Source organism: Mesorhizobium japonicum MAFF 303099 (assembly GCF_000009625.1).
GTDB lineage: Bacteria > Pseudomonadota > Alphaproteobacteria > Rhizobiales > Rhizobiaceae > Mesorhizobium > Mesorhizobium japonicum.
Window position 1 is genome coordinate 1790530 of sequence record NC_002678.2, and the last position, 26534, is coordinate 1817063.

Consider the following 26534-nt stretch of genomic DNA (forward strand, 5'->3'; position numbering starts at 1 on the left):
GATCTCATCCAATATATAGATCGGGTAGAGCCGATATGGCAGGAAATCCATGCCATTTTCGAAGGCAATCGGAGCAAGTTGGTCTCCGAACATAGCATGAAACCGAAATAGCGCCGCCGGGCGCCAGCCTCCGCGGCGAATGCGCCGCCATCGCGTCATGTCACCGCCAGCACCTTGCCCGTATCATGCTGGCGCACGAAATCCACGCGCTTGCCGTCCCAGTGGTAGGAGTAGTGCCGGCCCTGCACCGGCACGGGGATGACATCGGGCCAGAAGATGCCGATGCATTGTCCGTCCGGCATGCGCACGCTGTTCCAGACAAGTCCGTCGCTGCCCCCTGCCCGCAGCGCCCGCCCCTCCGCCTGCGAAGCGGTGTAATCGTCCGGGTCGAGCACACCGGGCACCGCGTTGACGTCGTCGAGGTCGCGGTCGACGCTGCCGATCAGCACGCGAAAGTCCGCCGTCCAGCCGGGATCCTCATTGGTGGCACGCATGAAATTCTGGTGGTGGTGGATGGTCTCGGCGAGAGCCACATCCTCGCTGTCGCCGGCATAATAGAGGCCGTAGCTGCCGTCGGAAAAACGCCCGGGCCGCAGCGTCGAACAATGCACGAAGGGCGCCATGACGAAGCTGGCGCCAGGGCCTGACACCCGCCTTGCCGCCGTGACCTTGCCGAGGTCGCCGATCTCCAGCCGGATCCGCGGGTTGGTCTTCTCCTCGACGGCGGCAAGCGCCTCCCAGTCGCGCGGGTCGGCAATGTCCTCGAACAGGTCGATCGGCGGATGGATGGAGCGGATGATGCGAAACGTCTGGGGCCAGTGGACGCGGCGCCGGACCGCAAGCCCACTCACCATGCACCACGCTCCGCATCGAGCCATTCGCGCATGGCGGCAAGGTCGGAGATTTCGCCGCGCAGCATCAGGTCGAGCGCCGACTGGCCGCCGAACGTGGCATTGGGCTTGCGGATCCAGGCATAGCCGCGCGCCGGCTCGGTGAAGAGATAGCGCAGGCCCTTGTGGATGCCCATCAGATGCGCCATGCGGGTGCGCAGGTCACGGTCGATCCGGCCGATGCCGCCTTCCTTCCAGCGTGCCCCAGTCTTCCAACGTGCCCAAGTGCGCGCCGACATGCCGCCGAGCAGGATGCAGGCCTCGAGGTCGGTGAGGTTCCACGCCTTGAACAGGTTGACCGTGGTGCGCGCCAGCGCGCCCGCCTCTTCTTCCGAAATGGCGCTGCCGACCGTGGCCGGCGTGGTGACGATGGACTGAAGCTGCATGTTGCTCACCCTGCTATTGGCAGAGATATAGCATGTATTTGCCAATTGGCAAGGATGAGGGCTGCAACATACTTGGGTTTCTCTCCCCACGCAGCTCGGCGACGCCCAGAAGGAAAGAGGATGACTCGGCTCTTGGAGAATTCAGCGAGACCTAGGCTGGGAACTCATAAATGCGAAGTAGAAGCCGAGGGTTACGCTGCAAGCGCCCGTTCTGCTAGAAATTTGGGGATGCTTCTGGGCGTCCTATCTATTGTTCGATCAGACATGGAGGCGAGTTGGTGAGTGCGCTTAATTCCGAGGCTCCCAGATGTGAATGCGGGGCACTTGAAACGCTTTCCAAGGAACCGTCGATTCCTATCGTGTTCGATGCTGAGCTCAATGAGTATCACATCGTTGGAACTGGTCAGCAGCAGGTCTTGATCTATCACTGCATCTTCTGCGGCGGACAAACGCCAGCCTCACGCAGGGACGAGCTTTTCATGCATGTGACCAAAGAAGAATTTGAAAAGCTTAGGAAGGCGACAAACGGCCTGAAGACGGTGGACGATGTTGTGGGAGCTTTTGGGCCACCGGACTTCGACCATCCAGCCGGAATCAGTTCCACAGAACCCGTCGGTCTCGGTCCGCGCAGAACCACCGACTTTAGACAGATAACTTTCAGTTCCCTATCAGACACCGCAGATGTCCACGTCGCCATAGGTTTGAACGACAAGGTCCAATTCAGCTTTACGCCCAAGCCCGTAGCGCGAGACTGACGGCAAGATGCAGATGATCGACGACGCCATTGTTCGTGTCCATCAGGAATCCACAATTAACCGTTTCGGCCGGCGTCGCGTTGCCGCCGGCCCAACTGCGTCGTGCCCTACTCCGCCGCCTCATACCCCGCGATGCCCTTGATCTCCAGAAAATCCTCCAGCCCGTATTCGGCATATTCGCGGCCGTTGCCCGACTGCTTGTAGCCGCCAAAGGGCAGGCCGGCGTCCCAGGCCGGATAGTTGATGTAGACATTGCCGGAGCGCATGCGTGCGGCCACGTCGCGCGCCTTCTGGATGTCCTTGGCCTGGATGTAGGAGGCAAGGCCGTAGACGGTGTCGTTGGCCTGTTCGACGGCCTTTTCGACCGTGTCGTAGGGCAGGATCGCCAGCACCGGCCCGAATATTTCCTCGCGCGCAATGCGCATGTCGTGGGTGACGTCGGCGAACACCGTCGGCCTGACATAGTAGCCGCGGTTGAGTTCGGCCGGGCGGCCGGGGCCGCCGGCCACCAGCGTCGCACCCTCGTCGATGCCGGCCTGGATCAGGTCCTGGATCTTGTCGAACTGCATCTGGCTGACGACGGGGCCAAGCTTGGTGTTGGCGCCGTCGGCCGGGCCGACCACGAACTTTTCCGCCGCCGCCTTGGCATAACCGGCGGCCTCGTCATGGCGGTCGCGCGGCACGAACATGCGGGTGGGCGCATTGCAGGACTGGCCGCTATTGCCGAAGCAGCCGGCGACGCCCTTGGTGACGGCGCGGGCCAGGTCGACATCCGGGAACAGGATGTTGGCCGACTTGCCGCCCAGTTCCTGGTGCACGCGCTTGACCGTGTCGGCGGCGGCCTTGGCCACCAATATGCCGGCCCGGGTCGAACCGGTGAACGACATCATGTCGACGTCGGGATGGCTGGAGAGCGCCTGGCCGACACCGGGACCGTCGCCATTGACGAGGTTGAACACGCCCTTCGGCACGCCGGCCTCGTCGATGATCTCGGCGAAGATGATGGCGTCGAGCGGCGCGATCTCCGATGGCTTCAGCACCATTGTACAGCCGGCGGCGAGTGCCGGGCCGACCTTGCAGGTGATCTGGTTCAGCGGCCAGTTCCATGGCGTGATCAGGCCGACGACGCCGATCGGTTCCTTGACGATCAGCGCACTCCCCTTGACGTGACGGAACTGAAAAGTCCTGAGCACTTCGGCCATCTTCTCCAGATGCGCCAGGCCGACGCCAACCTGGCTGTCGAGCGCCATCTGGCGCGGCGCGCCCATTTCGCGCGACACGGCGAGCGCGAGGTCCTTGGAGCGCTTCTTGTAGACCTCGATGACGCGGTTTAGGATATCGAGGCGTTCTTCGACCGAGGTGAAGCCGAACGAATTGAAGGCGCGCTTGGCGGCGGCCACCGCCTTGTCGACATCGGCCTTGGAGCCGAGCGAGATCTGCGCGAAGGCATCCTCGTTCGACGGATCGATGACATCGAGCGTGTTGGGCACGACAGGATCGACCCACGCGCCGTCGACATAGAACTGCAGATTGTGTGACATGGTTTTCTCCTTGGGGTGCTGCAGGGCCGTTCCGACCGTGATATCCAGCTAGAAATAACGATGCGCAAACAGCGCCGTCAAACGCAACCCCCGAAGTGGTTGAGCCAGCCCGCCAGTGATTGAGCCAGAGGCGTTGGGCCAGGAAGCGGTGCGGTCAGTTCGGCTTTGAACCGACATCGCATGGGGCTTCGAAACCCGCATTGGCAAGCCGCTGGCAAAACCGGCGAACCCAATCGTTGCCTTCGTCTCGAAGCATGTCCCACAGCGGCCATTCGGGAGCCGCTTCGACCGCATGTAGAATGGACCAGTTGAGCCCGTAGGCTGTGTCGCCGTCGGCAGGCAGCAACGATATCAGGCCGCTGACGTCATCCGTGGACAATGGCAGGACCAAGGCCTCGATGCACTTCTGCGCTGCGGTAGTTTGCTCGAAATTGAGGTCGTCCGTCAGCTTGGGAGCAATCCTGCAAAGGTCGCGGACGGCTTCTTGCATCACGTCAGCACCTTTTTCGCTCACGACAACAGCGTGTGTCCTGCCTCGACCAGATGCTGTCGCGCCGCTTCCTGGTCCGCCGCTTTCACCAGCAGATGATCGCCGTCGAAGGTGGACACCAGGAAGATGCCCAGCCCGTTTTCCGACAGCGGCTGGATGACCGACAGCACGATGCCGGTTTCGTCGAAAGCAAAGGGCCCCTGCAATTTGAAGGCGACCCAGTCGCCATCGTGCTTGACCGTGCCTGGAACGCGATCCTGCAGGCACGTGATCGAAAGCTCGTCGTCGGTCCTGGTGATGCTGACGAAGCCCGGCCCGTCCGCCCAGCCCGGAATGCCGTCACCCGCCCCGAGCCGCGAAATCGCGTACGACCCGGGCAGTTGCTTCAATTTGACCTTGGCCGCCATCGCCTTGTCCATGCCTCCGATTGTCCGCTATCGCGTCAATTTCTTGCTCATATAGACCGTCATGCCGCCCATGAACGGCTCCTCCCGGTTGATCGTATAGCCATGCCTTTTGTACAACAACACATTGGCCTCGAAAGCCCCATTGGTCAGCAGGCGCAGCTCCGCGCGGCCCGCTTCGAGCGCCTTCTGCTCGGCCCGCTCCAGCAGCAGCCGGCCGATCCCCTTGCCCTGCGCCTGCGGCGCGACGCAGACATTCTCGATCCACAAATGATCGCCGGCCAGCATGGTTTCGATCATGCCGACGATGCGGCCGTCGGCGACGGCGAGCTCGAACGGATGCTCGGCAACGGCCTTCCCGTAGTCGGCGCGCATCGGCAGCGGCTCGCGGCCGATCACCGGCACCCATTTGCCATAGGCTGATCGCACGATGTCCCTGATCGCGGCGGCGTCAGCGGGTTCGGCCGGCCGAAACCGGATGGAAGAATTGATGGTCATGACAATGCTCCAGACATGAAAACCCCCGCCGGCGGTGTCGCGGGCGGGGCTGGAAACGAACGAACCGGATCTATCCTGCCGGCCTTTGTCGTCGCGCAATCAGCTCGCCGCTCCGCAATGGGCGGCGGCGTCGCGTGCTGTTTGTGGGCGCGAGGACGAACATGACGCCAAGCTGGAGCAGGAAGCGTACGGCTGTCAAGGTTGGGGATTAGCCCAAGCCATCCCAGTGTCGTCGTTGCTGATCGATGCGCTGCGCTATGGCGACTGATCCACCTGGACTGCGCCCGCAGCCGTTCTATCTTCCTGCCGGAACGTGATCTGACGAAACCCCGGAGCCGTCGCCGTGACCGAAACCGACCTCTACCGAGGCTATATCGACTGCCTCAACAACCAGGATTGGCAGCGACTGCATCGCTTCGTCCATGACGAGGTCCACTATAATGGCGACCGCGTCGGGCTCTCAGGCTACCGCGCCATGCTGGAGCGGGATTTTCGCGAAATCCCGGACCTCTATTTCGATGTCCAGCTGCTGGTCTCCGAACCGCCCTTCATCGCCAGCCGCCTGCAGTTCAACTGCACGCCGAACGGAACTTTCTTCGGCCTGCCCATCAACGGCAAAAAGGTCTCCTTCAGCGAGAACGTGTTCTATGAATTCCTGAACGACCGGATCAGGAACGTCTGGTCGGTCATCGACAAGGCGGCGATCGAGGCGCAGCTGTAGCCTAGCCTCTTCGCTCCACTATCCGGGCGTTTGCGCCGCCCCTCATCGCCCTGCCGGGCAGTTCTCCCCGTATAGTGACGGGGAGAAGGACGCTATGATCGCCGATTTCGCCAATCGCCGGCGTTGCAAGAGGGTCGCCGGCGTTGCCGCCAGCCACTCTCGCCCCGCTTACCGGGAGATGTCCGGCAGGACAGTGAGGGGCGGCGCTGACTTTTCAAAATGAACCCAAACCGTTCGTAAAAATCGATCATTCCAACCAAAACAATTCGTTGGAAAGATCGTTTGAGGAATGACAGTCTCCCGGCATACCCGCCTGGAGCATTGCATTGTCTTCCCTTACCCACATCGCGAACGATATTCCCAAAGGCCTGATATCGGCCGACCTGGCCGCAGGGCGCAAGCGGCTCGATTCAGTGTGGAACGGCATCATTCCCGGCCTCGTGCTGGTGGCGATGATCACAGCCGTTGCCTTCTCGGCGCACAATGTTTCCGGCTTTGCCCTGTTCAGCCCGATGATCCTGGCCGTCGTCGCCGGCATGGTCTATTCCAACGTGCTCGGTACGCCGGCGCATGCCAAGGCCGGCATCGCCTTCTCGCAAAAGCGCCTGCTGCGCTTTGCCATCGTGCTGCTCGGCTTCCAGCTGACGCTCGGCCAGGTCGTCTCGATCGGCGCCGGCGGGGTCGGCATCGTGGCGGCGACGCTTGGCGCCACCTTCGTCTTCACCATCACGCTCGGCCGGCTGATCGGCGTCGACCGCAAGCTCGCGCAGCTGATCGCCGCCGGCACCTCGATCTGCGGCGCCTCGGCCATCGTCGCCACCAACATCGTCACCGATGCGCGCGACGAGGACGTCACTTATGCCGTCGCCTCGATCACGCTGTTCGGCACCGTCGCCATGCTCGGCTTCCCGCTGCTCGCACCCGCGCTCGGCCTCGACCAGCATGCTTTCGGCCTGTGGGCCGGCGCCTCCATCCATGAGGTGGCGCAGGTCATCGGCGCCGGTTTCCAGAACGGCACCCAGTCCGGCGAGATCGCCACCGTGGCCAAGCTGACGCGCGTTACCATGCTGGCGCCGATGGTCATCGCGCTCGGCCTGATGGCACGGCGCAAGACGAGCGGCGGCCAGCAGGCTGCGCGGCCGCCCATGCCGTGGTTCGTCGCCGCCTTCGTCGCCGTCGTGGCTCTGAACAGCCTGGTCACCGTACCGGCGGAAGTAAAATCGGCGATGGCGCTCGCCACCACCATCATGCTGACCATGGGACTGGCTGCCATGGGCCTGCAGGCCGACATTTCGCAGCTCCGCTCGCGCGGCCTGCGCCCGCTGGCGCTCGCCTTCTGCGCCTTCCTGTTCATCGGCTGCTTCAGCCTGGTGCTGGTGAAGTTCGTCTGAGGGCTCGGGGTTAGCCCTCGACGCCGTCTGCGCCGAGCGGTCCTCAATCGCGATTAAGCACGCATGATGGTGCGGGCCGGTCGCGCGGCGAGATCCACGCGCAGCTGATCGAGATGGCGGTTGGGGCGTTTACCCACGCGTTGAAAGCAGGGCCATAGGCTTGCGAGGTAGCGCCCTACGGCGCCAACGCTTATCCTGATGACGACCGCTCAGTCCTCGAACGAACTCGCCGCCGCATAGATCGCGGCGAGCGTTTCGATGCCGGCCTGGTCGGCCTTGTCGAAGCGACCGGGCAGCGGGCTGTCGAGATCGAGCACGCCGAAGACGCCTTCATCGTCCTCAAGCAGCACGACCAGTTCCGAACGTGAATCGGCGTCGCAGGCGATGTGGCCGGGAAAATCATGCACGTCCTTGATCAGCATCGAGGTGCCGAGTTGCACCGCCGTTCCGCAGACACCTTTGCCGACCGCGATGCGCACGCAGGCCGGTTTACCCTGGAATGGCCCCAGCACCAGCTCCTCGTCAGAGGCCAGGAAATAGAAACCGGCCCAGTTGAGGTCGGGCACCATCTGAAAGATCAGGGCCGCGGTGTTGGCGGCATTGGCGATCGAGTCGCTCTCACCGTCGAGCAGCGCTTTCAGCTGAGCGGCGAGGTCGCTGTAGAACGCGGCCTTGTCCGAGGTGTCGATGGCCTTGGCGGCAAACATGGCTTGTCTCCGAACTGAGAATCGCGGTTGCGTTTCCGCAAGCTCTCTGCACCAAACGACCACTTGACGATACTAGCTTGAATTCCAGTCGCCGCGAAAGTCGCAAGAAGATGCCCTGTCCGACATTCGGCAGCACGGCACCGAACCGTGCTGCCTTGATCAAGGAGGCAAGTCCATCAGCCGGCGGGTTTGTACGCTCCGGCTGCCTTCTTGGCCGCCGCGAGCACTGCCTTCATGTCGAGTTCTTCCAGGACAACCATCTCGGTCAGCGAGCCGCTCGCTCGCACCGCAAGGGACATGCCAATCCCCGCTGACTGGTCCGGCACCTCGCCATTGACAACGACGTCGTAGATGCCGCGCGTGAACATCACGCTGGTCATCTTGCCGCCAACGCTTTCAAAAAGCGCCTTGACCGCAGCCTGCCTGTCCGAGCCTTGCATCAATCCTTTGGCGGCATGGGGCGCATAGTTTGCCAAGATAGTCACTTTCATGGGTATTTCCTCCAAATGTCATTGTCTCGTGCTGCTCCATAATTCGAGCGGCACGGAGTGATTTGTTTTTCGGAACAATTGCAGGCGCCCTGGGACGCGTTGGCGGCCAAGGGCTCGCTGCCGGGCAAATATGCGCTGAAGCTAATATAATGACAATACCGGACACGCCGATACTGCCGACAGGAAGCTATCTGGCTGGACCGCGCTCGGCATGCGGCATCGAACTCGCGCCGCTGACCCGCGATGTGATTGTGACGATGAGGCTGAACGGCCAGTAGCGGCGAGGCGCGACCTTACATCGGACGCTTCGGCTCGCCCTTCTGTGGCGCGGCCGTGTCGGAATCCGATTTCTTGTGCTTGTCGGCGGCAATCCTGCGGATGCGGTCGAAGCGGCTTTCCTCGGTGGTTTCGGTCGTGACGACCGTCTGTGGCTTCTGCGCGAACACGATCATGGATCGATCTCCTGGGCTAGAGGCCTGTACGCCGGGAGAAAATCCCCCGGCGGTAGCAACCGGCTCCTGGAGCCGGCGCGGATTCAGGTCAGGCTAAAAGGTGACTCGTATGAACCACCTTCCAGACCGGCTGAATCCTTAGTAGCCGCCCATCCCGCCGCCGCCACCGCCGGCAGGCGCCGCATCCTTGGCCGGGATGTCGGTGATCATGGCTTCGGCGGTGATCAGAAGTGCTGCGATCGAGCCGGCGTCCTGCAGTGCGGTGCGCACGACTTTCGCCGGGTCGACGATGCCGGCCTTGATCATGTCGACATAGGTCTCGTTCTGGGCGTCAAAACCCAGATTGTGGTCCTTGCTGTCGGCGAGCTTGCCGACGACGATCGAGCCCTCGACGCCGGAATTCTCGGCGATCTGGCGGATCGGCGCTTCAAGCGCCCTGAGCACGATCGAAATGCCGGCGGTGACATCGGCATTGGCGCCGTTGAGGCCCGACAGCGCCGACCTTGCGCGCAGCAGGGCGACGCCGCCGCCGGGCACGATGCCTTCCTCGACCGCCGCGCGCGTCGCGTTCAACGCATCGTCGATGCGGTCCTTCTTTTCCTTGACTTCCGACTCGGTGACGCCGCCGACGCGGATGACGGCAACGCCGCCCGACAGCTTGGCCAGCCGCTCCTGCAGCTTCTCCTTGTCGTAGTCGGAGGTGGTCTCCTCGATCTGGCCCTTGATCTGGGCGACGCGCGCCTGGATGGTCGCCTTGGTGCCGGCGCCGTCGATGATCGTGGTGGTGTCCTTCTCGATCAGCACACGCTTGGCGCGGCCGAGCATCTCGATGGTGACGTTTTCGAGCTTGATGCCGAGATCCTCGGAAATCATCTGGCCTGCGGTCAGCACCGCGATGTCTTCCAGCATCGCCTTGCGGCGATCACCGAAGCCCGGCGCCTTGACGGCCGCGACCTTGAGGCCGCCGCGCAATTTGTTGACGACCAGCGTGGCAAGCGCTTCGCCTTCGACGTCCTCGGAGATGATCAGCAGCGGCCTGCCGCTCTGCACCACCGCTTCGAGGATCGGCAGCATCGCCTGCAGATTGCCGAGCTTCTTCTCGTGGATGAGCACATAGGGCTCTTCCAGCTCGACGCGCATCTTGTCGGCATTGGTGACGAAATACGGGCTGAGATAGCCACGGTCGAACTGCATGCCCTCGACGACGTCGAGTTCGGTTTCGGCGGTCTTGGCTTCCTCGACGGTGATGACGCCGTCATTGCCGACCTTGTCCATCGCCTTGGCGATCATCGCGCCGACGGTTGCATCGCCGTTGGCGGCGATGGTGCCGACCTGGGCGATCTCGGCCGACGACTTGACCTTCTTGGCCTTCGCCTTGATCTCGACGACGACGGCGGCAACCGCCTGGTCGATGCCGCGCTTCAAGTCCATCGGGTTCATGCCGGCGGCAACCAGCTTGGCGCCCTCGCGCAGGATCGAGGCGGCCAGCACGGTCGCGGTGGTGGTACCGTCGCCGGCGAGATCATTGGTCTTCGAGGCCACTTCGCGCACCATCTGCGCGCCCATGTTCTCGAACTTGTCGGCAAGCTCGATTTCCTTGGCGACGGTGACGCCGTCCTTGGTGATGCGCGGCGCGCCATAGGCCTTGTCGATGATGACGTTGCGGCCCTTGGGGCCCAGCGTGACCTTCACCGCATTGGTGAGGATCTCGACGCCGCGCAGCATGCGGTCACGCGCGTCGGTGGCGAATTTGATTTCCTTGGCAGACATTTTTTCAATCCCGTTCGAATTTGGAGTGGACGAACCCCGCGCGGAAGGCGCGGCGCTCCAGTCAGGCGGCCTTCTTGGCTTCGACGCTCTTGTCGATGACGCCCATAATGTCGGCTTCCTTCATGATCAGAAGGTCCTCGCCGTCGATCTTGACCTCGGTGCCCGACCATTTGCCGAACAGGATCAGGTCGCCGGCCTTTACGTCGAGCGGCACAAGCGCGCCGTTTTCGTCGCGTGCGCCGGGGCCGACGGCGATAACTTCGCCTTCCTGCGGCTTTTCCTTGGCGTTGTCGGGAATGATGATGCCGCCCTTGGATTTGGTATCGCCTTCGGCGCGCCGGATGACGACGCGGTCGTGGAGTGGCCGAAACTTCATGAAAACTTCTTTCTGGGGCCGGCTTAGGCGGCCGCTTCCCCCATATAGGCGCTTTGGCACTCGATAGATAGGAGTGCCAAAAATTATTCGCGGTCTCGATAAATATTGAAAAGTATTATTTCGGCCGGCGATTTCGTGATATCGCGAATGGTATAAATAATTCAAAAAATTGAATTTTGCCGGTTGAGTGCCTATTTATCGGACAAGTTCACTTTCACGATTTCAAACGCAAGGGAGATTTGTTCGATGGCCGACGGCAATCAGACGATCATGGAAAAAGCTGAAGCCCGCTTCGTCGACAAGCAGAAGAAGACGGCGGAGCGCAACAAGGCGACCGCCGAGTACATGTCCGAGGCGAAGGCCAGGGAGATCAAGACGGCGAAGCTCAGGACATTGCGCCTGGCCAAGGAAGAGGCAGACCGCGTCGCCGAAGCCCTGAACCCGACGCCGAAGAAGAAGCGGGCGACCAAGAAGGCCGCCGCAACGGAGGCAAAAACATGAGCCTGACCTTCCCCAACCGCAGCCGCAGCTATGACGAAGCCGGCAAGCGCATTCGTTTCGTCGGCCATGACGGCATGTTCCAGATTTCCTTCTCGGTCGCCGCCGATGCCATGACCAGGATGCAGCCGGCAACCGCGGCCAACGAGGCCGGTTACCTCGCCACATTCGACACCGAGAGCAGCGCCATCCGCGACGTGGCCTCGAAGGCCTACGGCCGCACGCGCAAGAGCATGTATGTGCTGACGGCCGACGACTTCGGCTGATCAGCCGAGGTCCATGTCCTCGATCATCGTCCGTATCTTCGCGGCTTTTTCGAAATGGTCGAGGCGGTGGGTCCTGATCCACCATTCCGCTGCTTCCATCAGCAGTTCGGGGTCGTCATTCCTGTTGGCGAAAAACGCGTAGAACGACACGCCGACGGCAGGCCCTTTCTCGGAAATCTTGCGGTCGCAGACCTCTAGTATCTTTTGCCTCAGGCTCGCTCTCACGGGAATCCTCTTCGTTCTGGTGCTGCGGGGTCCTGGCCACCCTCAGAGCCGGCGGCGGGAACGTTCAACCCTTGCGCTCCGCCCTCTCCCGGCGCCGGATGTCGCCGACATTCATCTGCAAGACCATGTCCTCGGCCTCGCGCGGGCTCATGCCGACCATCACTTTTTGCCTGATCACGGCTGGCTGGCCAGTGAAGACATCGACGATGGCCCAGCTCTGGGGCAGATCCATGCGCAGTGTATAGCGATTGGCCATGATTCTCAGCCCTGCAACATGAAAAACACCGTACCCAGGACCAGGATCGTCCAGGCGATCACCGACAGCTTCAGCGCCATTCCGCCATGCGTGGCCAGAAGGTCCCGCAGGCGCGCTACGATACCGGCCGAAGCGACCGGCGACGCCACGACGGCGACGGATGCCTTGACGCCGAGTTTTCCAAAGACCGGCAGCGGTGACGGTTCACGCACGAAAATGACCTCGAATGTCGGGGAAAGTAGAAGCGAGCAGGCTCGCGCCCCTGCCATAGCACTCTTTTCGCGAGCACCCTGCATGCCAAATGCAGATAGGTGGTTTTAACGTCGGCCCTTCGCGACCATGGTCGTCGGAGGCGACAATGCCGCAACCGCGCAAACCGGCCGCGACAAGAGGTCGGGCGCAGCTTCTCGGCTGTATGATTTTTGGAGGCCTCGCCTCGGGATCGAACCGAGGCTTCAGAGATTTGCCGTCTCCAGCGTAGCCGCTCCGCCACGAGGCCATTGCAACCGACCTAACGGGGAAATGCTTGCGGAAAAGTTAAGCCTGACGGCTGTTCTGTCGGCACTTTGCGAAATGTCGCTTGGCATCGCTCTTCGGCAGACTTTGTGCCCCGAAATCCCGAGGAGCGAGCGGTGCCGTGAGTATCCAGGCTGCGCGGACAATAAATGACCGGCACGCAGCGTGCCGCCAGGCGATTCAGAGCTTCAAATAACAGCCCTATCTCTTTGTTTGCAAACAATTCCAAGGGGAAGCCATCCAGGCCTTTCCTGAAAAACTCAGGCCCCTACGCCGCGGCGCTGCGGTCTTTCCCGCCGGCCTCGGCCTTGAAGATGCGGAACGTGTTGCGCCCTGCCGCCTTGGCGGCATAGAGCGCGGTGTCGGCCTGCGCGAAGAGATCGCAAGGCGCGCCTTGCCCGGCAAATGCAATGCCAACCGAGGCGCCCAGCCGCAGCGACTGGCCACGCACCACGACCGGCTTGCCCATCCCCTCGATGATCTCACGCGCCACGCCGGAGACGGCAGCCCGGTCGAGATGCGAGCCAAGCAGCACCGCGAACTCGTCGCCGCCGACGCGCGCCACCAGATCCGCCTCGCCGCAACCTTCGGCGAGGCGCTCGGCCGCCGCCTTCAGGCACTCGTCGCCGACGACATGGCCGAACGTGTCGTTGACCGCCTTGAAGCCGTCGAGATCGATCAGCAGCAGCGCGCCGAGTGGACGGCTGGCATCCGGCTGCGCCAGCCGCGCCTGGAAGCGGGCGCGATTGGCAAGCCCGGTCATGGGGTCGAATTCGGCGAGATAGCGCATCCGGTCCGACAGGATCTTTTCCTCGGTGATGTCTTGCTTCATGCCGAAGATGCGCACCGGCACATCAGCCTCGCACTCGACGGTCGCGGTGATGCGGATCCAGCGGCTGTGTCCGGCGAAGGTGGTGATCTCGGCGTCGAGGGTGAAGCCGCTGCGCTCGGCGATCGCGCGGCTGCGCAGACTGTCCAGCGCCTTGCGCGACTCCGCCGGATAGCACTTGATGATCTCCGAACGGTCGAGTGCTGCGCCGCGCGGCAGGTCGAACAGGTCGTAGACCACATCGGTCCAGTGCAATTGTTCGCCGGGCAGGCTGCATTCCCACACGCCGATGCGCGCGGCGACCGAGGCGCGGTCGAAGATCTTGCGGCTGTGCGCCAGCGCAACCTCTTGGCCGGCGATCAGCGCCGCCTGCGCGGCAAGTTCAGCCTTGAGCTTGGCGATGGCTGCTTCGCGGCGGCGCTCGGCCCAACGCGCATCCTGCCGACCCTTGCCGTTTCGTGTCGAAGCGGTGGGCCGCGCCGGACCTTTGAGACTGTAGGGTGTGTCGGACATTGCGGGGCTCTGCTGCCTTGGCGGACAGCCACCATGGCGCAGGAGCGATTAACACTTCGCTGACACTTCCCGAGCGGCAGCGGAATCTCCGGCGAAAATCCATCGATGCCAAGCTTGCGGCGAAGCGATCGCCGACGTCAACTTTTCCCCTTGAACACTCCCCCGATCTAGCCTACCCTCGACTTGAGAAAAGGTTTTTCCAAACAGTTCCGATCGGGCTCGGCCATTGGCCGGGCCTTGTTCCGGTCTGTAAGAGAAAACCTTTTCCCAACTAAGGATTCTCGATGGCAGCGGACGATCAGCCTGTTCCGGTCTTTCCCAAGCCCGTCACCTTGCGTGACGTGGCGGCGCGGGCCGGCGTCAGCGTTGCCACCGCCTCGAAGGCGCTCAACGACCAGGGGCGGATGACCGCCGAGACGCGCGAGCGCATCCGCGAGACGGCGCGCAGCCTCGGCTTCCGGCCCAACAGCCTGGCGCAGAGCCTGCTCAGGCGCCGCTCCTTCACCGTCGGCCTGCTCACCAACGATACTTACGGCCGCTTCTCGCTGCCGCTGATGTCGGGCATTTCGGACGCGCTGGTCGACAATGGCGTCTCGGTGTTCCTGTGCAATGTCGAGGAGGATCCGCGGCTGGGCCAGCTGCATGTCGAGGCCATGCTCGACAAGCGCGTCGACGGCATCATCGCTACGGGAAAACGCATCGACCGCCATCTGCCCGTCGATCTCGCCAATCTGCGCATCCCGGTGATCTATGCCTTCACCCAGCCCGATCCCGACGCCGTCGCCTTCGTCTCGGACGATGCCGGCGGCGCGCGGCTGGCGGTCGAGCATTTCTGCCGGCTCGGCCGCAGGCGCATCGCCCATGTCAGTGGGCCGGCGAGCTTTGCCGTGGTGCACGCCCGCGCCCAGGCCTATCGCGACGTGCTCGCCGAAAACGGCCTGCCGGTCACCGAGCCGCTGCTCGGCGCCTGGTCGGAAGCCTGGGGACATGAAGCGGTGGCGCAATTGTTCGACGGCAAAAGCCAACGGCCGGACGCCGTCTTTTGCGGCAACGATCAGATCGCGCGCGGCGTCATTGACGCCCTGCGCGAGCGCGGCCTCGACGTTCCCGGCGATGTCGGCGTCATCGGTTTCGACAATTGGGAGATCGTCGCGGAAGCGACGCGCCCGCCGCTGACCTCGGTCGACATGAACCTGGTCGCCCTCGGCCGCGAGGCCGGGCTGACCCTGCTTTCCCTGGTCGGCGGTCGGCCCGCCGCGCCGGGCATTCGAAAACTGCCGTGCCGGCTGGTGGTACGGCGTTCCTGCGGCCATCCGCTGGATGGCTGAAACGACGCGCCGCGTGATCGGCGCCAAGCCGCGGATAGCGGCCAACCCTGGAGGAGGAGAAGATGAGGAACGTGATTGCCAAACTGGCCCTGGCCGCTGCCGTACTGGGCAGTGGTCTCGGCACTGCCGCCGCCGACACCGCCAACATCTGGGTGCGTGCCGACGGCTCGAATTTCATGCCGCGCATCGTCGACGCCTACAACAAGGCGCATAAGGACCAGATCAGGCTCGACATCATCCCCAACGCCGAGATCATCCCGAAATATGGCGCGGCCGCCGCCGGCGGCACGGCGCCCGACGCACTGTCGCTCGACCTGATCTACACGCCCTCCTTCGCCGCCGCCGGCCAGCTGGAGGACATCACCGACTGGGCCAAATCCCTGCCCTATTTCGCCAGCCTGTCGCCGGCGCATGTCAAGACCGGCACCTACAAGGACCACATTTACGGCCTGCCCTTCTCGGCCGACGCCTCGGTGCTGATCTGGAACAAGAAACTGTTCAAGCAGGCCGGCCTCGACCCTGAAAAAGGCCCCACCAACTGGGCCGAAATCGCCGCCGATGCCGAGAAGGTCAATGCGCTTGGCGGCAACATCAAGGGTTTCTACTTCTCCGGCAATTGCGGCGGTTGCAACATCTTCACCTTCACCCCGCTGATCTGGGCCTCGGGCGGCGATATCCTCTCGGCGGACGGCTCCAAGGCGACGCTGGACAGCCCGCAATTGCGCGGCGCCATCGATCTCTACCGCTCGATGGTCAAGAAGGACCTGGTGCCGGCAGGCGCGCAGACCGACACCGGCGCCAACTTCTTTGCCGCCTTTGCCGCCGGCAATATCGGCATCTCGCCCTCCGGCGCCTTCGCCATCGGCGCGCTCAACACCCAGTATCCCAATGTCGACTACGGCATCACCTTCCTGCCGGGCAAGGATGGCGGCTGGTCGTCCTTCGCCGGCGGCGACAATTTCGTCGTCACCAAGGGCACCAAGAAGCTCGCCGTGGTGAAGGAGTTCCTGGACTTCGCCTATTCGCTCGAAGGCCAGACCATCCTCGCCAAATACGGCAGCCTGCCGGTGCGCGGCGACATCGCCAAGGACGCGCTGAAGGATCTCGACCCGCGCTACCAGGTCGCCGCCGAGGCCATGGCCAAGGGCAAGACGCCCTATTCGGTGGTGTTCAACGACCTGATCAACTCCGCCAACGGCCCGTGGACGCAGATGATCAACGAGGTCTTCTTCGGTGACGATGTCGATGGCGCCATAGCGAATGCGCAGGAGACCATGCAGTCGATCATCGACCAGGCGCCGCAGAAGTAGCGGCCGCCTGCCGGCCGCCCGCCTGTCTCCCTGGGCGGGTGGTCGGCGTGCTCCTTACCCTCCCCCTTGTGGGGAGGGTCGCTGCGAAGCAGCGGGGTGGGGTCAGCGCCAGCCCCCCACCCGGACCTGCGGTCCGACCTCCCCACAAGGGGAGGTAGGGCGGCCAACTGGATGCGACGCAAGAACAGGCAAAGCATGACCACCATCACCGCAAGCACCACCGCCCCGCCCCGTGCCCGAAAGCTGGTCGGTGCCGGCCGCCGGCAGTGGATCGGCCTCATCTATGTCGCGCCGGCGGTGGCGCTGGTCATGGTGTTCTTCGTCATCCCGCTCGGCATGACGGCGTGGATGTCGCTGCACAACTGGCCGCTGATGGGCGAGCATACCTTCATCGGGCTCGACAATTACTGGGCGATCCTGCGCGACACCAGGTTCTGGAATGCACTCAAATTTACCGGCTACTACACAGTGGTCGTCACCATCGCGATCTTCGCCGTCGCCTTTCCCCTGGCGATCTTCATCGAAAAACCGCGGCCGCTGACCAACCTCTACCGCACCTTCTTCTTCATGCCGGCGGTGGTCGGTTTCGCCTCCGCGAGCCTGCTTTGGTCGTGGCTGCTCAACGTCGATTCCGGCCTGTTCAGCCCGGCTGCCTACGACCTCGGCCTGATCGACAGGAAGTTCAACCTGCTCGCCACCTTCCAGCCGGCCTTCTGGTCGATCATCGCCATGGTGGTGTGGAAGGTCGCCGGCTTCACCATGATCATCCTGATGACCGGCCTGCAATCGATCCCGCAGGATCTGCAGGAGGCCGCCGTCATCGACGGCGCAGGACCGTTCGCCAGGTTCCGGGCGATCACCTTGCCGCTGATGCGCCGCACGCTGGCGCTGGCGCTGATCCTGTCGGTCGCGGGCTCGATCCTCGCCTTCGACCAGTTCTACATCATCCTGCGCGGCGGCCCGCGTAACCAGACGCTGACGGCGGTCTACTGGATCTTCAACCAGTCCTTCGTGTCGTTCAAGCTAGGCTATGGCGCGGCACTGTCCATGGTGCTGCTGGTCATCCTGGTGGCGCTCAGCCTCATCCAGCTGTGGCTGCTGCGCAAGCCCGAGGGGCTCGACTGATGGCGCAAGCGATTTCAGCCAGGGGCAAGCTCGCCGCACGCCTGGCCAGGCACTCCACCGGCATCATCGCCTCGCTGCTGTTCCTGGCGCCGATCGTGTGGACGGCGCTGTCGGCCTTCAAGCCCGCGGCCGAAGCGCGCCTGCCGCCGCTGCCGCCCTGGCCGACCACGGGCGTCTCGCTGGAAAACTATGCCACGCTCAACTCCTTCGGCGACGGGCTCTGGGTCTCGGCGCAAAACAGCATCTACGTCTCGGTGATGACTGTCCTTTTGTCGGTCATCGTCAGCGTGCTGGCCGGCTACGGCTTTTCGCGCTTCCGCTTTCCGTTCAAGGACCTGTTCTTCGTCCTCATCCTGTCGACGATCATGATCCCGTTCCAGTCGATCCTGACGCCGATCTTCCTGGTGCTGACCAGGCTTGGCCTGCACAACACGCTGACCGGCCTGGTCGGCGTCTATGTGACGCTGCAATTGCCGTTTTCGATCTTCATGATGCGCAACGCCTTCGACGCCGTGCCGCGCGAGATCGAGGAGGCCGCGCGCATGGACGGCGCCGGCAACGCCACCATGCTTTTGAAGGTCATGCTGCCGCTGGTCTGGCCGGGCGTCGTCACCATCGCGCTGTTCGCCTTTCTCGGCGCCTGGAACGAATTCCTCGCCGCGCTGGTGCTGATGACCGACCAGTCCAAATTCACGCTGCCAGTGATGATGACGGCACTGCAGTCGGGCCGCTTCGGCGCCATCGACTGGGGCGCCGTGCAGGCGGGCGTAACCGTGATGATGGTGCCGTGCCTGATCCTGTTCCTTGCTTTGCAGCGCTTCTACATCCGCGGCCTGATGGCCGGGGCCGTCAAATAGACAGAACGGAGTGAGTTCATGACCGCATCGCCATCCCCCCGCCCCACCACGAAGGGCAAGCCGAAACTCGCCTTCCGGCCGCTGCCGGTGCCGCAGGTCGATGTGCACGGCTTCTGGGGCGACCGCGCCGACGCGGTGGCCACCCGCACCGCCGACATCCTCTACGAACGCTGCGTCGAGGCGCGCATGCTGGAGCAGATCGATCCGGACCGCCCCTCGCCCGGCATCGTCATCCCCTTCCATTCACCCTCGCCCGATGAAGCGGACCGCCAAGGCGCCGAATTCACCGGCTCGACGGTGACGACGCAGATGTTCTGGGATTCCGATCTCGGCAAGACGATCGAGACCGCGGCCTATTCGCTCTACCGGCGCAAGAACCCGCAACTGGAGAAGAAGATCGACGCCGTCATCGACATGTACGGCAAGCTGCAGCAGGAGGACGGCTATCTCTCCAGCTGGTACCAGCGCATCCAGCCCGGCAAGCGCTGGACAAACCTGCGCGACTGCCACGAGCTCTATTGCGCCGGGCACCTGATCGAGGGCGCGGTCGCCTATTACCAGGCGACGGGCAAGCGCAAGCTGCTCGACATTATGTGCCGCTATGCCGACCACATCGCCTCGGTGCTGGGGCCTGAACCCGACAAGAAGAAAGGCTATTGCGGCCACGAGGAGATCGAACTGGCGCTGGTCAAGCTGGCGCGGGTGACCGGCGAGCAGAAATATATGGATCTGGCGAAGTACTTCATCGACCAGCGCGGCCAACAGCCGCATTATTTCGACGAGGAGGCGCGCGCCCGTGGCGCCGACCCAAGAGCCTATCATTTCAAGACCTATGAATACAGCCAGTCGCACAGACCGGTGCGCGAGCAGGACAAGGTCGTCGGCCATGCGGTGCGGGCGATGTACCTCTACTCGGGCATGGCCGACATCGCCACCGAATATGGCGACGACAGCCTGCGCGTCGCCCTCGACCGGCTGTGGGACGACCTCACCACGAAGAACCTGTACATCACCGGCGGGCTTGGGCCGTCGGCGCACAATGAGGGTTTCACCAGCGACTACGACCTGCCCAACGAGAGCGCCTATGCCGAGACCTGCGCCGCCGTCGGCCTGGTGTTCTGGGCGAGCCGCATGCTCGGCATGGGGCCGAACGCCCGCTACGCCGACATGATGGAGCGCGCGCTCTACAATGGCTCGATCTCCGGCCTGTCGCTCGACGGCTCGCTGTTCTTCTACGAGAACCCGCTGGAAAGCCGGGGCCGGCACAACAGGTGGAAATGGCACCGCTGCCCTTGCTGTCCGCCCAATGTCGGGCGCATGGTCGCCTCGATCGGCAGCTATTTCTACAGCCTGGCGGATGATGCACTGGCCGTTCACCTCTACGGCGATTCCACCGCCCGCTTCGACATTGCGAGCACGCCGGTGCAGCTCACGCAAGCAAGCCGCTATCCCTGGGACGGCGCCGTGGAGATCACGGTCGAGCCGCAGGCGCCGGTCGAGTTCACGCTGCATCTACGCATCCCGGCATGGAGCAGCAGTGCGACGCTTGAGATCAATGGCGAGGCGGTCGACCTCGAAGACATGACCAGCGACGGTTATGCCGCGATCCGGCGCAGCTGGCAGAAGGGCGACCGCGTCCGGCTCGACCTCGAAATGCCGATCGAGCGGCTCTACGCCAATCCCGAGGTCCGGCAGGATGCCGGCCGCGTCGCGCTGTCGCGCGGGCCGCTGATCTACTGCGTCGAGGCATCGGACAATGACGGCCGGCTGCATCGCCTGACCCTGCCGCGCACGGCAAGCATAGACGCGCATGAAGCGCCCGAACTGCTGGGCGGCGTGGTGACGCTTTCAGCGAAGGCGCGGGCCGATGCAGGCGACGGCTGGCAGGACGGACTCTACCGGCGCGAGCCGCCGGCCAGCGTCGAGACGCGCCTGACCGCCATCCCCTATTACGCCTGGGACAACCGCGAGCCCGGCGAGATGCTGGTGTGGCTGCGGGACGGCTGAGGCCTCCCGCTGCTCGACTATGTCCGGCTTGATTGGGCGGCGGCGGGCAGCGCCACGCTCTGTGCCGCTTGCGGCGCGCTGTTGTCGATATGCGCCCAGGCCGGCCGCTCGAACAGGAACATGCCGAAGCCCACGCGCTGGATGATGAGGTAGAGCACGACAGGGCTGATGATCGAGACCAGCAGCACCGCCAGGCTGAGCATGCCGGTGTCGGTCAGCATACCGCTTGCCAGTGCGGCGCCACGGAACAGCGACATCGGGATGGTGAAGGCGACATAGACGACCAGCGAATGTTCGCCGAGCCAGCGCAGCCATTCCATGACAGGGAATGTCGAGAGCAAGCCTCCAAGCACGCAGAGCGCCACCGCGCCGGCGACGGCCAAAGTAAGATGCAGCGGCGGCCATGCCGCCAGCCCCATCTGAATGCCGACCGGCTGCATGGCATAGCCCGGCGAATAGACGAGCAGGCCGTTGATAACTGCCCATAAAGCCAGGCCGGCGACGGCCAGCGCCGGGCGGGGCTGCGTCCATTCGACGAGCCGGAACACCGGCGGCGCCATGACGAAGCCGACATAGAAGAACACGAAATAGGCCGCGAACTGTTCGACCGCATAGCTGTCGGGATGCGGCGCCCACATCTGCAGTCCGGCAGCGATCGGGATGACGATCCAGGCCGGCACACGAAACTGCCGCAAGAGCTTGGCGGTAAGGCCGAACACCGCCAGCATGTAGATGAACCACAGCACGCCATAAGGCTGGACGACGGCCATCGCGAGATCGTGCAGCATGCCGCCGGGATCGCGGCTGAAGATGCCGATCTTCAACCCGATGGAGATGATCGCCCACAGCACGTAGAAATAGAGATGGTGGACGACGCGCCGGTCGAAGTAGCGCCGCCACGGCCGGTCGATCACCTGCGACAGGAACAGGCCGGAGATCAGGAAGAATTCCGGCATGCGGAACGGCGTCGCGAAGCCGATGACATAATGCAGGAAGCCGACGCCGCCCGTGTACTCGCCCGTGTTGTAGGCCGCGTACATCATGACCACGAGGATGATCGAGAGGCCTTTGGCCGTGTCCACCCACGGCATGCGCATCGGGCTGTTCATGGCAAATCCATCCGGGGCCGGCCGAGGCGGCCAGCCATCATCCGGCGACATCTAGCACCATCAGGCTTCCCAGATCGTAAACATGGAAGGTCTTGGGGTGGCAGGATGGCGGCGCCTAAGTCGTGAACTCACAGAGTATGACAGCGATGGGGTGGGAAACAGAGTGATGGGGTTGGCTTAGCCCTCCACTTCCCATTTTAGTTGGCTGGCGTCGACTGCGTCTGATCCCATATGCTCAACAAAATAGTCTCGTATCCTCTGGCGATGCCGATCCCATCGGGGAGACATTCGCACACTCTCACTCTCATACTCAGCTAGAAATACCCATTCCACGAATTGATCCGCTGTAACATTACCGGATTGTGGAATAAAATCGGTGACATCCATGAACTTGTCGCCGTGCATTCCTCCGCAATAGCCATGCCCAGCACAGACCGCATGCATAAGCGAGTAAAATCTATTATTTTCTTTCATGAAAATGCGCGATGATGAAGCGGAATGCCTACGCGCGCTGGCGCAATATATCCTTCTTGGGCGTAGGTCCGCAATGGGCCGTCTTCCGACCGAGACTCTTGGCGCGCAACCTCGTCGAGCGGTTACGCGACAATGAGACTACGCCCTAGCGCTTGGCCTTCGACTTGTTCAGCGCCACGGCAGCCCGCACCAGCGCCTTCAGCGCCTCTTCGTCGACCTCCTCACCCTTCTGAAAATCGATCGCCCGCCGCGTATTGCCGTCGAGGCTGGAGTTGAACAGGCGGGCGGGATCGGGCAGCGCCGCGCCCTTGGCGAAGGTCAGCTTGACGACGCTCTTGTAGGTCTCGCCGGTGCAGATCATGCCGTCATGCTCCCACACCGGCACGCCGCGCCACTTCCAGGTCTCGACCACGTCGGGATCGGCTTGATGGATGAGCGCGCGCAGCCGGGCCAGCATCTCGCCGCGCCAGTCGCCGAGTTCCATGATCCTGCCGTCGATCAGTTCGGAGGGAGATTTGCTCTCCTGCAATCCGGTCATGCTGCTTCTCCTCAAAACATGAACAATAGCGCGCTCACATGCGCTCGCCAGGCAATTGGCTGGCCTGCTTTACCCAGGCGCTGAATTGCGCCTCGTCGAACGCGTCGTCCTCATGGATGTCGAGGTAGCGCGTGTCCCGGCTTCGGGATTCGCCCGGCGGCGCCGGCTTCAGCGACGCGCCGCGAAAGAAGGCCACCTTGATATATCCTGTGAGGCAATGGAGGCCGAGGAACCAGCCCTCGCCTTCGATACCATAGAGCGGCGAGTTCCATTTGACCGCCTTGTGCACGCCGGGCACGGCGCGCTCGATGAGTGCGTCGAGCCGCCCGCCCATCTCGCGCATCCAGCCCGGCATCGCCGCGATATAGGCCTGCACGGGAGCATCGCCATAACCCTTGGCGATCTGCGGATTGCCGCCCGAAAGCAGCTTCCGCTCGGCCTTGGCAGCGGTCGATTTGGCCATGCGCTTTCCTCCTATCCGTTGACCCGCTGTGTGTTGCGTCCTTTCGCGACATAGGGCAGCACGAACATATAAAGGCCGCTGAACAGCATAAGGAAGAGCGGCGGCAGTGGCGAATAGACCACCCAGGCGGGCGGCTGTCCAAACGCCATGGTGACGAAATTGGCGACGACGGTCGCCGTGAAGATGATCGACAGCCAGCGATGCGCCTGCCTGATCCATGTGCTCCAGTCCAAGATGACCTCCCGTGAAACGTGTGAAACCGGGGGCGCTACCAGCGCGCCAGTTGCGTGATCTGGATGAGATTGCCGCAGCCGTCGTTGAGCTTGGCGATGGTCGAGCCGGTCACCTCGGTCGGCGCCATGGCGAAGATGCCGCCGCGCGCCTTGATGCGCTCATGATCGCCCTTGATGTCGTCGGTGAAGAACATCACCGCCGGCTGGCCCTGCTCGAACATCGCCTGCTGGTAGGCCTTGGCCGCCGGTTTGTCGTTGAGCGCCAGCTGCAGCTCGGTGCCCTCGGGTTCGTCCGGCGAGGCGACCGTCAGCCAGCGGAACGGCCCATTGCTGAAATCGGCCTTCTTGGTCAGGCCGAGCACGCCGGTGTAGAAGGCAAGCGCCTTTTCCTGCTCGTCGACATAGATGCTGGTCAGTTTGATCTTCATCGTCTTTCTCCATAGGTTTTGCTGGCGGTGGACCGCCCGGTGAAGTCGGGTGTCGGGTTCGATCGGCCGGCGGAGCAATTCCAGGAAAAGTGTGAAACGGTTTTCCGTTCGGAATTGCGTCAAAACAACGAGTCTAGTCCGTCCGGTCGAGAAGCTGCTCCAGCTTCTCGAAGAATTGCGGCCAACCCATCTTGGCGCCGCCATAGGCGCGCCGCTGATCGGGCCGGAAACCGGATTGCTCCATGCGCAGATGCGTTCCGGTTGGCGTCGGGGTGAGCGTGAAGGTCACCACGCTCCTGAGATCGAACGCCGGGTCCTGGTGCGCGAGGTTCCAGGTGTAGGACAGCGTCTTGTTCGGCTCGACGGCCAATACCTCGCAGTCGAGCACGCCGCCCCAATCGGCGCTGATGTTGAAGCGGTGGCCGACAGCGGGCTTGAAATCGTTCTTCATCAGCCACTCCTCGATCAGATGCGGTTGCGTCAGCGCGCGCCAGAGTTTTTCCGGCGGATGGGAAATCTGCCGCTCGACGACGACAGTGCGGTTTTCCGTGGCACTATCGTTCACTGGTCCATCCTTTTGAGCAAATCCTCGAGATCATCGAACCGAGCCTCCCAAAACCCGGCCATCTCACGTGTCCAGTCCATCAGCGGCGCCAGCGCGCCGAGCTGCGCACTGTAATGCGTCTGGCGACCCTCGTGGCGGTCGCGCACCAGCCCGGCCTGCTTGAGCACGCCCAGATGCTTCGACACGGCCGGCTGCGAGACGCCGGACTGGCTCGTCAGCGCGCCCACCGTCTGTTCACCCTGGCGGCACAGCCGTTCGAAGATCGCCCGCCTGGTCGGGTCGGCGAGCGTCCTGAAGAGCATGTCATGGGTATCAGGCATCTCAGATCGATAACCCGTTGGCTATTGGTTTACGTATAACCGCAGAGATATATGTTCGTCAAGCGGAAGATCGGAGCGCCCGAAATATCGGCGGGCGGCTAGGGAGCCGCATGGGTGCGGCCGATCTCCTGCGCCACCAGTTCCTGCAACTGCCATAGATTGCGGTCGCGTATGCCGCAGGCGTCAAGGTGGCGGATCGTCTCGAACAGATATTGCGCGCCCGAGCCCCAGTGGCCGACGGCCCTGGCCAAAGTCGCCGCGACCGCGGACTTGTCGAGCTTGCCGGCATAGCGCGGATTGGCCGGATCGACGACAAAGCCGAGCGCACGGCTCGCCCCGCCTTCCGTGCTGACCTGCAGCCAGCGCGGCACGTTGACGGCGGGCAGAATGGTCATCTCGCGGCGCAGCAGCGCTTCCAGATTTTCGGCGACCGGCGCGGCGATCTCGAACACCATGCCCTGGCACTGGCCGCCACGATCGAGCGCCATCATCAGGCCGGGCTGCTCGAGCGTGCCGCGAAAGCGCTGCACCGTGAAGCAGAATGACCGGTGCCAGCCGCGCGCCACCGCCCGCTCGCCACCCCTGACCTCGCCGGCCGGCTTCCACAGCAGCGAGCCATAGGCGAACAGCTTCAGCGGTCCAGGCGGTGCCGAGGCCAGGATCTCGTCGCGAAACCGCGCATAGTCGGCGTCCAGCATATGGACCATGCCCGGCGTCGGCCCGGCATCCTCGACCACCCGCATGGTCCGCGCCACCAGCGCCTCGGTCAGCGCCATCGGCGTCTTGCGCGGTACGGACTTGCCCGGTGCGGCGGAAATGGCCTTGTTCATCCTTGCGCTCCCAGCCTTGCCGCCATGTTGCCGAAGGCTGGGGGATTCTCAAGGGCGACCGGCGCGAAATCCGCCGGTCAATGCCGGGCGTGCGCGGCACGCACGCCCGGCAGGTCTGTTCTAATGCTTGGTGCTCTTGCCACCGATGGGGATGCGCTTTGCCTTGCTCTGCGCCTTCTCGGACTTCGGCAAGCTCACGGACAGTACGCCGTTGCGGAAATCGGCGGCGACCTTGTCCTCCGCGACTTCGAAGCCGATCGGGATGCGACGTTCGAAGCGGCCATAGAACCGCTCGGAGAACTGACGCTCCTTGTCGTCGGTTTCGGAGTGTTTTTCGCCGCGCAACGTCAGGACGCCGTCATCGAGCAACACCTCGATGTCCTTCTCCTCCATGCCGGGTATCTCGGCTGTGACGCGGATATCCTTGTCCGTTTCGGAGATTTCCACGCTGGGCCAACCGGTGCCGGCCAAAGAGAACCTGCCCATGGACGGAAGCCGCGACTCGAAGCCGCGGAACATGTCGTCGACCAGGCGGCTCATCTCGCGATGCAGGCCCATGAACGGGTCCCGATCGCCTTCGCGAAAGAGGGTCGGAGACTGGCTGGTGTCGCGGCCCCATGGCATGAGATCACGAATGGTCATTGCACTTTCTCCTTTCTTGATCCTGTTTTTGGCACGTTTGTATGCTCTGGCTGCCATGCTCCGGAGGACAACGCGCCGTCTGAAGCCGGCATCGCTCCCCGCCCCATCTGTGCTGCTGTTTTGGCTCTGCTTCTGGTCCGATCCGCTCAACCTTTGGGAACGCCCTCGCCCGGTCGCGGCCTCTCGCGACATCATCGCCTCCGGCACATGAGGCCCGAGTTCGACGGTCGCAAGACCGCCGCCCATGAAGCTGACGCCCACGTCTACACCGGCCCATCTGGCGACGGCATGGTCGATCTGGGGTTCGTTGCGGAGGGGTCAAGAGCTGGT

36 protein-coding genes are annotated in these 26534 nt (G+C 63.3%); 12 read left to right on the forward strand and 24 right to left on the reverse strand.

Annotation, left to right across the window (positions count from 1 at the left end; all coding sequences use genetic code 11):
- Positions 1-155: 155 nt before the first annotated feature.
- Both MAFF_RS09845 and MAFF_RS09850 read right to left on the reverse strand, forming a co-directional pair.
- Positions 156-854: an RES family NAD+ phosphorylase gene (locus MAFF_RS09845; protein ID WP_044548199.1), complete on the reverse strand. Its 699-nt coding sequence runs from the start codon at positions 852-854 to the stop codon at positions 156-158.
- Positions 848-1276 carry an MbcA/ParS/Xre antitoxin family protein gene (locus MAFF_RS09850; RefSeq protein WP_027044333.1) on the reverse strand — a complete coding sequence of 143 codons (429 nt, stop codon included), beginning with the start codon at positions 1274-1276 and terminating at the stop codon, positions 848-850. Before MAFF_RS09850 ends, MAFF_RS09845 begins: the two co-directional genes overlap by 7 nt.
- A gap of 278 nt (positions 1277-1554) precedes the next feature.
- On the opposite strand from MAFF_RS09850, the gene MAFF_RS09855 reads away from it, so the two are divergent.
- The gene (locus tag MAFF_RS09855; RefSeq protein ID WP_157865957.1) at positions 1555-2031 is read left to right on the forward strand and encodes a hypothetical protein; all 477 of its coding nucleotides are present in this window, start codon (positions 1555-1557) and stop codon (positions 2029-2031) included.
- A 107-nt stretch (positions 2032-2138) separates the two neighbouring features.
- Here the strand turns inward: MAFF_RS09855 and MAFF_RS09860 are convergent, their stop codons facing one another.
- The 4 genes from MAFF_RS09860 to MAFF_RS09875 all read right to left on the reverse strand — a co-directional run bounded on the left by MAFF_RS09860 (position 2139) and on the right by MAFF_RS09875 (position 4964).
- On the reverse strand, positions 2139-3572 hold the full coding sequence (locus tag MAFF_RS09860) for an aldehyde dehydrogenase family protein (protein ID WP_010910753.1): 1434 nt from the start codon (positions 3570-3572) through the stop codon (positions 2139-2141).
- 154 nt (positions 3573-3726) lie between these two features.
- Positions 3727-4086, reverse strand: coding sequence for a hypothetical protein (locus MAFF_RS09865; protein WP_044548202.1), 360 nt, complete (start codon positions 4084-4086; stop codon positions 3727-3729).
- Positions 4083-4469: an ACT domain-containing protein gene (locus MAFF_RS09870; protein WP_044550741.1), complete on the reverse strand. Its 387-nt coding sequence runs from the start codon at positions 4467-4469 to the stop codon at positions 4083-4085. The genes MAFF_RS09865 and MAFF_RS09870 overlap by 4 nt, the downstream gene beginning before the upstream one ends.
- 27 nt (positions 4470-4496) lie before the next feature.
- Entirely contained in the window at positions 4497-4964 is a 468-nt protein-coding gene (locus MAFF_RS09875; RefSeq protein WP_010910755.1) for a GNAT family N-acetyltransferase, read from the reverse strand.
- A gap of 85 nt (positions 4965-5049) precedes the next feature.
- On the opposite strand from MAFF_RS09875, the gene MAFF_RS39750 reads away from it, so the two are divergent.
- The 3 genes from MAFF_RS39750 (at position 5050) to MAFF_RS09885 (ending at position 7076) form a co-directional block, all read left to right on the forward strand.
- Positions 5050-5232: a hypothetical protein gene (locus tag MAFF_RS39750; RefSeq protein ID WP_162034351.1), complete on the forward strand. Its 183-nt coding sequence runs from the start codon at positions 5050-5052 to the stop codon at positions 5230-5232.
- Positions 5233-5307: 75 nt separating this feature from the next.
- A complete protein-coding gene (locus MAFF_RS09880; protein ID WP_010910757.1) occupies positions 5308-5685 on the forward strand; it encodes an ester cyclase in 378 nt (125 codons plus the stop codon).
- Positions 5686-6011: 326 nt separating this feature from the next.
- Entirely contained in the window at positions 6012-7076 is a 1065-nt protein-coding gene (locus MAFF_RS09885) for a YeiH family protein (RefSeq protein WP_063825841.1), read from the forward strand.
- Between the two features lie 209 nt (positions 7077-7285).
- On the opposite strand, the gene MAFF_RS09890 is transcribed toward MAFF_RS09885, so the two are convergent.
- Positions 7286-7783 (reverse strand): GAF domain-containing protein, encoded by a 498-nt coding sequence (locus MAFF_RS09890; RefSeq protein ID WP_010910760.1) that lies wholly within the window; start codon positions 7781-7783, stop codon positions 7286-7288.
- A gap of 176 nt (positions 7784-7959) precedes the next feature.
- Positions 7960-8274 (reverse strand): GYD domain-containing protein, encoded by a 315-nt coding sequence (locus MAFF_RS09895; protein WP_010910761.1) that lies wholly within the window; start codon positions 8272-8274, stop codon positions 7960-7962.
- 149 nt (positions 8275-8423) lie between these two features.
- Here MAFF_RS09895 and MAFF_RS41165 point away from each other — a divergent pair, with 149 nt between their 5' ends.
- Entirely contained in the window at positions 8424-8552 is a 129-nt protein-coding gene (locus MAFF_RS41165; RefSeq protein ID WP_280113143.1) for a hypothetical protein, read from the forward strand.
- Between the two features lie 15 nt (positions 8553-8567).
- On the opposite strand, the gene MAFF_RS39975 is transcribed toward MAFF_RS41165, so the two are convergent.
- The 3 genes from MAFF_RS39975 to MAFF_RS09905 form a co-directional block, all read right to left on the reverse strand.
- Complete coding sequence (locus MAFF_RS39975) at positions 8568-8726, reverse strand: hypothetical protein (RefSeq protein WP_010910762.1); 159 nt, start codon at positions 8724-8726, stop codon at positions 8568-8570.
- A 138-nt stretch (positions 8727-8864) separates the two neighbouring features.
- Positions 8865-10496 (reverse strand): chaperonin GroEL, encoded by a 1632-nt coding sequence (groL, locus tag MAFF_RS09900; RefSeq protein WP_010910763.1) that lies wholly within the window; start codon positions 10494-10496, stop codon positions 8865-8867.
- Positions 10497-10557: 61 nt separating this feature from the next.
- Positions 10558-10872: a co-chaperone GroES gene (locus MAFF_RS09905; RefSeq protein ID WP_010910764.1), complete on the reverse strand. Its 315-nt coding sequence runs from the start codon at positions 10870-10872 to the stop codon at positions 10558-10560.
- A 246-nt stretch (positions 10873-11118) separates the two neighbouring features.
- Between MAFF_RS09905 and MAFF_RS09910 the strand changes: the two genes are divergently transcribed.
- Entirely contained in the window at positions 11119-11373 is a 255-nt protein-coding gene (locus MAFF_RS09910) for a hypothetical protein (protein WP_010910765.1), read from the forward strand.
- Entirely contained in the window at positions 11370-11636 is a 267-nt protein-coding gene (locus MAFF_RS09915; RefSeq protein ID WP_010910766.1) for a DUF1488 domain-containing protein, read from the forward strand. Before MAFF_RS09910 ends, MAFF_RS09915 begins: the two co-directional genes overlap by 4 nt.
- Here MAFF_RS09915 and MAFF_RS09920 read toward each other — a convergent pair whose 3' ends face one another.
- The 4 genes from MAFF_RS09920 to MAFF_RS09935 all read right to left on the reverse strand — a co-directional run bounded on the left by MAFF_RS09920 (position 11637) and on the right by MAFF_RS09935 (position 13975).
- Positions 11637-11861, reverse strand: a complete 225-nt coding sequence (locus tag MAFF_RS09920) for a DUF6500 family protein (RefSeq protein ID WP_010910767.1) — start codon at positions 11859-11861, stop codon at positions 11637-11639.
- A 64-nt stretch (positions 11862-11925) separates the two neighbouring features.
- Complete coding sequence (locus tag MAFF_RS09925) at positions 11926-12117, reverse strand: hypothetical protein (protein ID WP_010910768.1); 192 nt, start codon at positions 12115-12117, stop codon at positions 11926-11928.
- A 5-nt stretch (positions 12118-12122) separates the two neighbouring features.
- Positions 12123-12329 carry a hypothetical protein gene (locus tag MAFF_RS09930; protein WP_244420759.1) on the reverse strand — a complete coding sequence of 69 codons (207 nt, stop codon included), beginning with the start codon at positions 12327-12329 and terminating at the stop codon, positions 12123-12125.
- 572 nt (positions 12330-12901) lie between these two features.
- Positions 12902-13975 (reverse strand): sensor domain-containing diguanylate cyclase, encoded by a 1074-nt coding sequence (locus MAFF_RS09935; protein WP_010910770.1) that lies wholly within the window; start codon positions 13973-13975, stop codon positions 12902-12904.
- Positions 13976-14259: 284 nt separating this feature from the next.
- On the opposite strand from MAFF_RS09935, the gene MAFF_RS09940 reads away from it, so the two are divergent.
- From MAFF_RS09940 to MAFF_RS09960, 5 genes are all read left to right on the forward strand, one after another.
- Entirely contained in the window at positions 14260-15303 is a 1044-nt protein-coding gene (locus tag MAFF_RS09940) for a LacI family DNA-binding transcriptional regulator (RefSeq protein ID WP_032931184.1), read from the forward strand.
- Positions 15304-15365: 62 nt separating this feature from the next.
- The gene (locus tag MAFF_RS09945) at positions 15366-16613 is read left to right on the forward strand and encodes an ABC transporter substrate-binding protein (protein ID WP_010910772.1); all 1248 of its coding nucleotides are present in this window, start codon (positions 15366-15368) and stop codon (positions 16611-16613) included.
- A 195-nt stretch (positions 16614-16808) separates the two neighbouring features.
- Positions 16809-17738: a carbohydrate ABC transporter permease gene (locus tag MAFF_RS09950; protein ID WP_010910773.1), complete on the forward strand. Its 930-nt coding sequence runs from the start codon at positions 16809-16811 to the stop codon at positions 17736-17738.
- Positions 17738-18595 (forward strand): carbohydrate ABC transporter permease, encoded by an 858-nt coding sequence (locus tag MAFF_RS09955; RefSeq protein ID WP_010910774.1) that lies wholly within the window; start codon positions 17738-17740, stop codon positions 18593-18595. Before MAFF_RS09950 ends, MAFF_RS09955 begins: the two co-directional genes overlap by 1 nt.
- An 18-nt stretch (positions 18596-18613) precedes the next feature.
- Positions 18614-20602: a glycoside hydrolase family 127 protein gene (locus MAFF_RS09960; protein ID WP_010910775.1), complete on the forward strand. Its 1989-nt coding sequence runs from the start codon at positions 18614-18616 to the stop codon at positions 20600-20602.
- Positions 20603-20619: 17 nt separating this feature from the next.
- Here MAFF_RS09960 and MAFF_RS09965 read toward each other — a convergent pair whose 3' ends face one another.
- The 9 genes from MAFF_RS09965 to MAFF_RS10010 all read right to left on the reverse strand — a co-directional run bounded on the left by MAFF_RS09965 (position 20620) and on the right by MAFF_RS10010 (position 26204).
- A complete protein-coding gene (locus MAFF_RS09965; protein ID WP_044550747.1) occupies positions 20620-21711 on the reverse strand; it encodes an acyltransferase family protein in 1092 nt (363 codons plus the stop codon).
- 619 nt (positions 21712-22330) lie between these two features.
- A complete protein-coding gene (locus MAFF_RS09975; protein ID WP_010910777.1) occupies positions 22331-22723 on the reverse strand; it encodes a DUF1801 domain-containing protein in 393 nt (130 codons plus the stop codon).
- 34 nt (positions 22724-22757) lie between these two features.
- A complete protein-coding gene (locus MAFF_RS09980; RefSeq protein WP_044548208.1) occupies positions 22758-23186 on the reverse strand; it encodes a DUF1801 domain-containing protein in 429 nt (142 codons plus the stop codon).
- Positions 23187-23197: 11 nt separating this feature from the next.
- On the reverse strand, positions 23198-23419 hold the full coding sequence (locus MAFF_RS09985) for a hypothetical protein (RefSeq protein ID WP_032931192.1): 222 nt from the start codon (positions 23417-23419) through the stop codon (positions 23198-23200).
- A 35-nt stretch (positions 23420-23454) separates the two neighbouring features.
- Complete coding sequence (locus MAFF_RS09990; RefSeq protein WP_010910779.1) at positions 23455-23847, reverse strand: VOC family protein; 393 nt, start codon at positions 23845-23847, stop codon at positions 23455-23457.
- A 133-nt stretch (positions 23848-23980) separates the two neighbouring features.
- A complete protein-coding gene (locus tag MAFF_RS09995) occupies positions 23981-24412 on the reverse strand; it encodes an SRPBCC family protein (RefSeq protein ID WP_010910780.1) in 432 nt (143 codons plus the stop codon).
- A complete protein-coding gene (locus tag MAFF_RS10000) occupies positions 24409-24732 on the reverse strand; it encodes an ArsR/SmtB family transcription factor (RefSeq protein WP_010910781.1) in 324 nt (107 codons plus the stop codon). The genes MAFF_RS09995 and MAFF_RS10000 overlap by 4 nt, the downstream gene beginning before the upstream one ends.
- Before the next feature lie 98 nt (positions 24733-24830).
- Positions 24831-25562, reverse strand: coding sequence for a gamma-glutamylcyclotransferase (locus MAFF_RS10005; protein WP_010910782.1), 732 nt, complete (start codon positions 25560-25562; stop codon positions 24831-24833).
- Between the two features lie 120 nt (positions 25563-25682).
- Positions 25683-26204, reverse strand: coding sequence for an Hsp20/alpha crystallin family protein (locus MAFF_RS10010; protein ID WP_010910783.1), 522 nt, complete (start codon positions 26202-26204; stop codon positions 25683-25685).
- Positions 26205-26534: the final 330 nt, after the last annotated feature.

Coding starts and splice junctions, on each gene's coding strand:
- MAFF_RS09845 (WP_044548199.1), bottom strand. CDS start 854: ATGGTGAGTGGGCTTGCGGTCCGGCGCCGCGTCCACTGGCCCCAGACG.
- MAFF_RS09850 (WP_027044333.1), bottom strand. CDS start 1,276: ATGCAGCTTCAGTCCATCGTCACCACGCCGGCCACGGTCGGCAGCGCC.
- MAFF_RS09860 (WP_010910753.1), bottom strand. CDS start 3,572: ATGTCACACAATCTGCAGTTCTATGTCGACGGCGCGTGGGTCGATCCT.
- MAFF_RS09870 (WP_044550741.1), bottom strand. CDS start 4,469: ATGGCGGCCAAGGTCAAATTGAAGCAACTGCCCGGGTCGTACGCGATT.
- MAFF_RS09875 (WP_010910755.1), bottom strand. CDS start 4,964: ATGACCATCAATTCTTCCATCCGGTTTCGGCCGGCCGAACCCGCTGAC.
- MAFF_RS09890 (WP_010910760.1), bottom strand. CDS start 7,783: ATGTTTGCCGCCAAGGCCATCGACACCTCGGACAAGGCCGCGTTCTAC.
- MAFF_RS09895 (WP_010910761.1), bottom strand. CDS start 8,274: ATGAAAGTGACTATCTTGGCAAACTATGCGCCCCATGCCGCCAAAGGA.
- MAFF_RS41165 (WP_280113143.1), top strand. CDS start 8,424: ATGACAATACCGGACACGCCGATACTGCCGACAGGAAGCTATCTGGCT.
- MAFF_RS39975 (WP_010910762.1), bottom strand. CDS start 8,726: ATGATCGTGTTCGCGCAGAAGCCACAGACGGTCGTCACGACCGAAACC.
- groL (WP_010910763.1), bottom strand. CDS start 10,496: ATGTCTGCCAAGGAAATCAAATTCGCCACCGACGCGCGTGACCGCATG.
- MAFF_RS09905 (WP_010910764.1), bottom strand. CDS start 10,872: ATGAAGTTTCGGCCACTCCACGACCGCGTCGTCATCCGGCGCGCCGAA.
- MAFF_RS09910 (WP_010910765.1), top strand. CDS start 11,119: ATGGCCGACGGCAATCAGACGATCATGGAAAAAGCTGAAGCCCGCTTC.
- MAFF_RS09915 (WP_010910766.1), top strand. CDS start 11,370: ATGAGCCTGACCTTCCCCAACCGCAGCCGCAGCTATGACGAAGCCGGC.
- MAFF_RS09925 (WP_010910768.1), bottom strand. CDS start 12,117: ATGGCCAATCGCTATACACTGCGCATGGATCTGCCCCAGAGCTGGGCC.
- MAFF_RS09935 (WP_010910770.1), bottom strand. CDS start 13,975: ATGTCCGACACACCCTACAGTCTCAAAGGTCCGGCGCGGCCCACCGCT.
- MAFF_RS09940 (WP_032931184.1), top strand. CDS start 14,260: ATGGCAGCGGACGATCAGCCTGTTCCGGTCTTTCCCAAGCCCGTCACC.
- MAFF_RS09945 (WP_010910772.1), top strand. CDS start 15,366: ATGAGGAACGTGATTGCCAAACTGGCCCTGGCCGCTGCCGTACTGGGC.
- MAFF_RS09950 (WP_010910773.1), top strand. CDS start 16,809: ATGACCACCATCACCGCAAGCACCACCGCCCCGCCCCGTGCCCGAAAG.
- MAFF_RS09955 (WP_010910774.1), top strand. CDS start 17,738: ATGGCGCAAGCGATTTCAGCCAGGGGCAAGCTCGCCGCACGCCTGGCC.
- MAFF_RS09960 (WP_010910775.1), top strand. CDS start 18,614: ATGACCGCATCGCCATCCCCCCGCCCCACCACGAAGGGCAAGCCGAAA.
- MAFF_RS09965 (WP_044550747.1), bottom strand. CDS start 21,711: ATGAACAGCCCGATGCGCATGCCGTGGGTGGACACGGCCAAAGGCCTC.
- MAFF_RS09975 (WP_010910777.1), bottom strand. CDS start 22,723: ATGACCGGATTGCAGGAGAGCAAATCTCCCTCCGAACTGATCGACGGC.
- MAFF_RS09980 (WP_044548208.1), bottom strand. CDS start 23,186: ATGGCCAAATCGACCGCTGCCAAGGCCGAGCGGAAGCTGCTTTCGGGC.
- MAFF_RS09990 (WP_010910779.1), bottom strand. CDS start 23,847: ATGAAGATCAAACTGACCAGCATCTATGTCGACGAGCAGGAAAAGGCG.
- MAFF_RS10000 (WP_010910781.1), bottom strand. CDS start 24,732: ATGCCTGATACCCATGACATGCTCTTCAGGACGCTCGCCGACCCGACC.
- MAFF_RS10005 (WP_010910782.1), bottom strand. CDS start 25,562: ATGAACAAGGCCATTTCCGCCGCACCGGGCAAGTCCGTACCGCGCAAG.
- MAFF_RS10010 (WP_010910783.1), bottom strand. CDS start 26,204: ATGACCATTCGTGATCTCATGCCATGGGGCCGCGACACCAGCCAGTCT.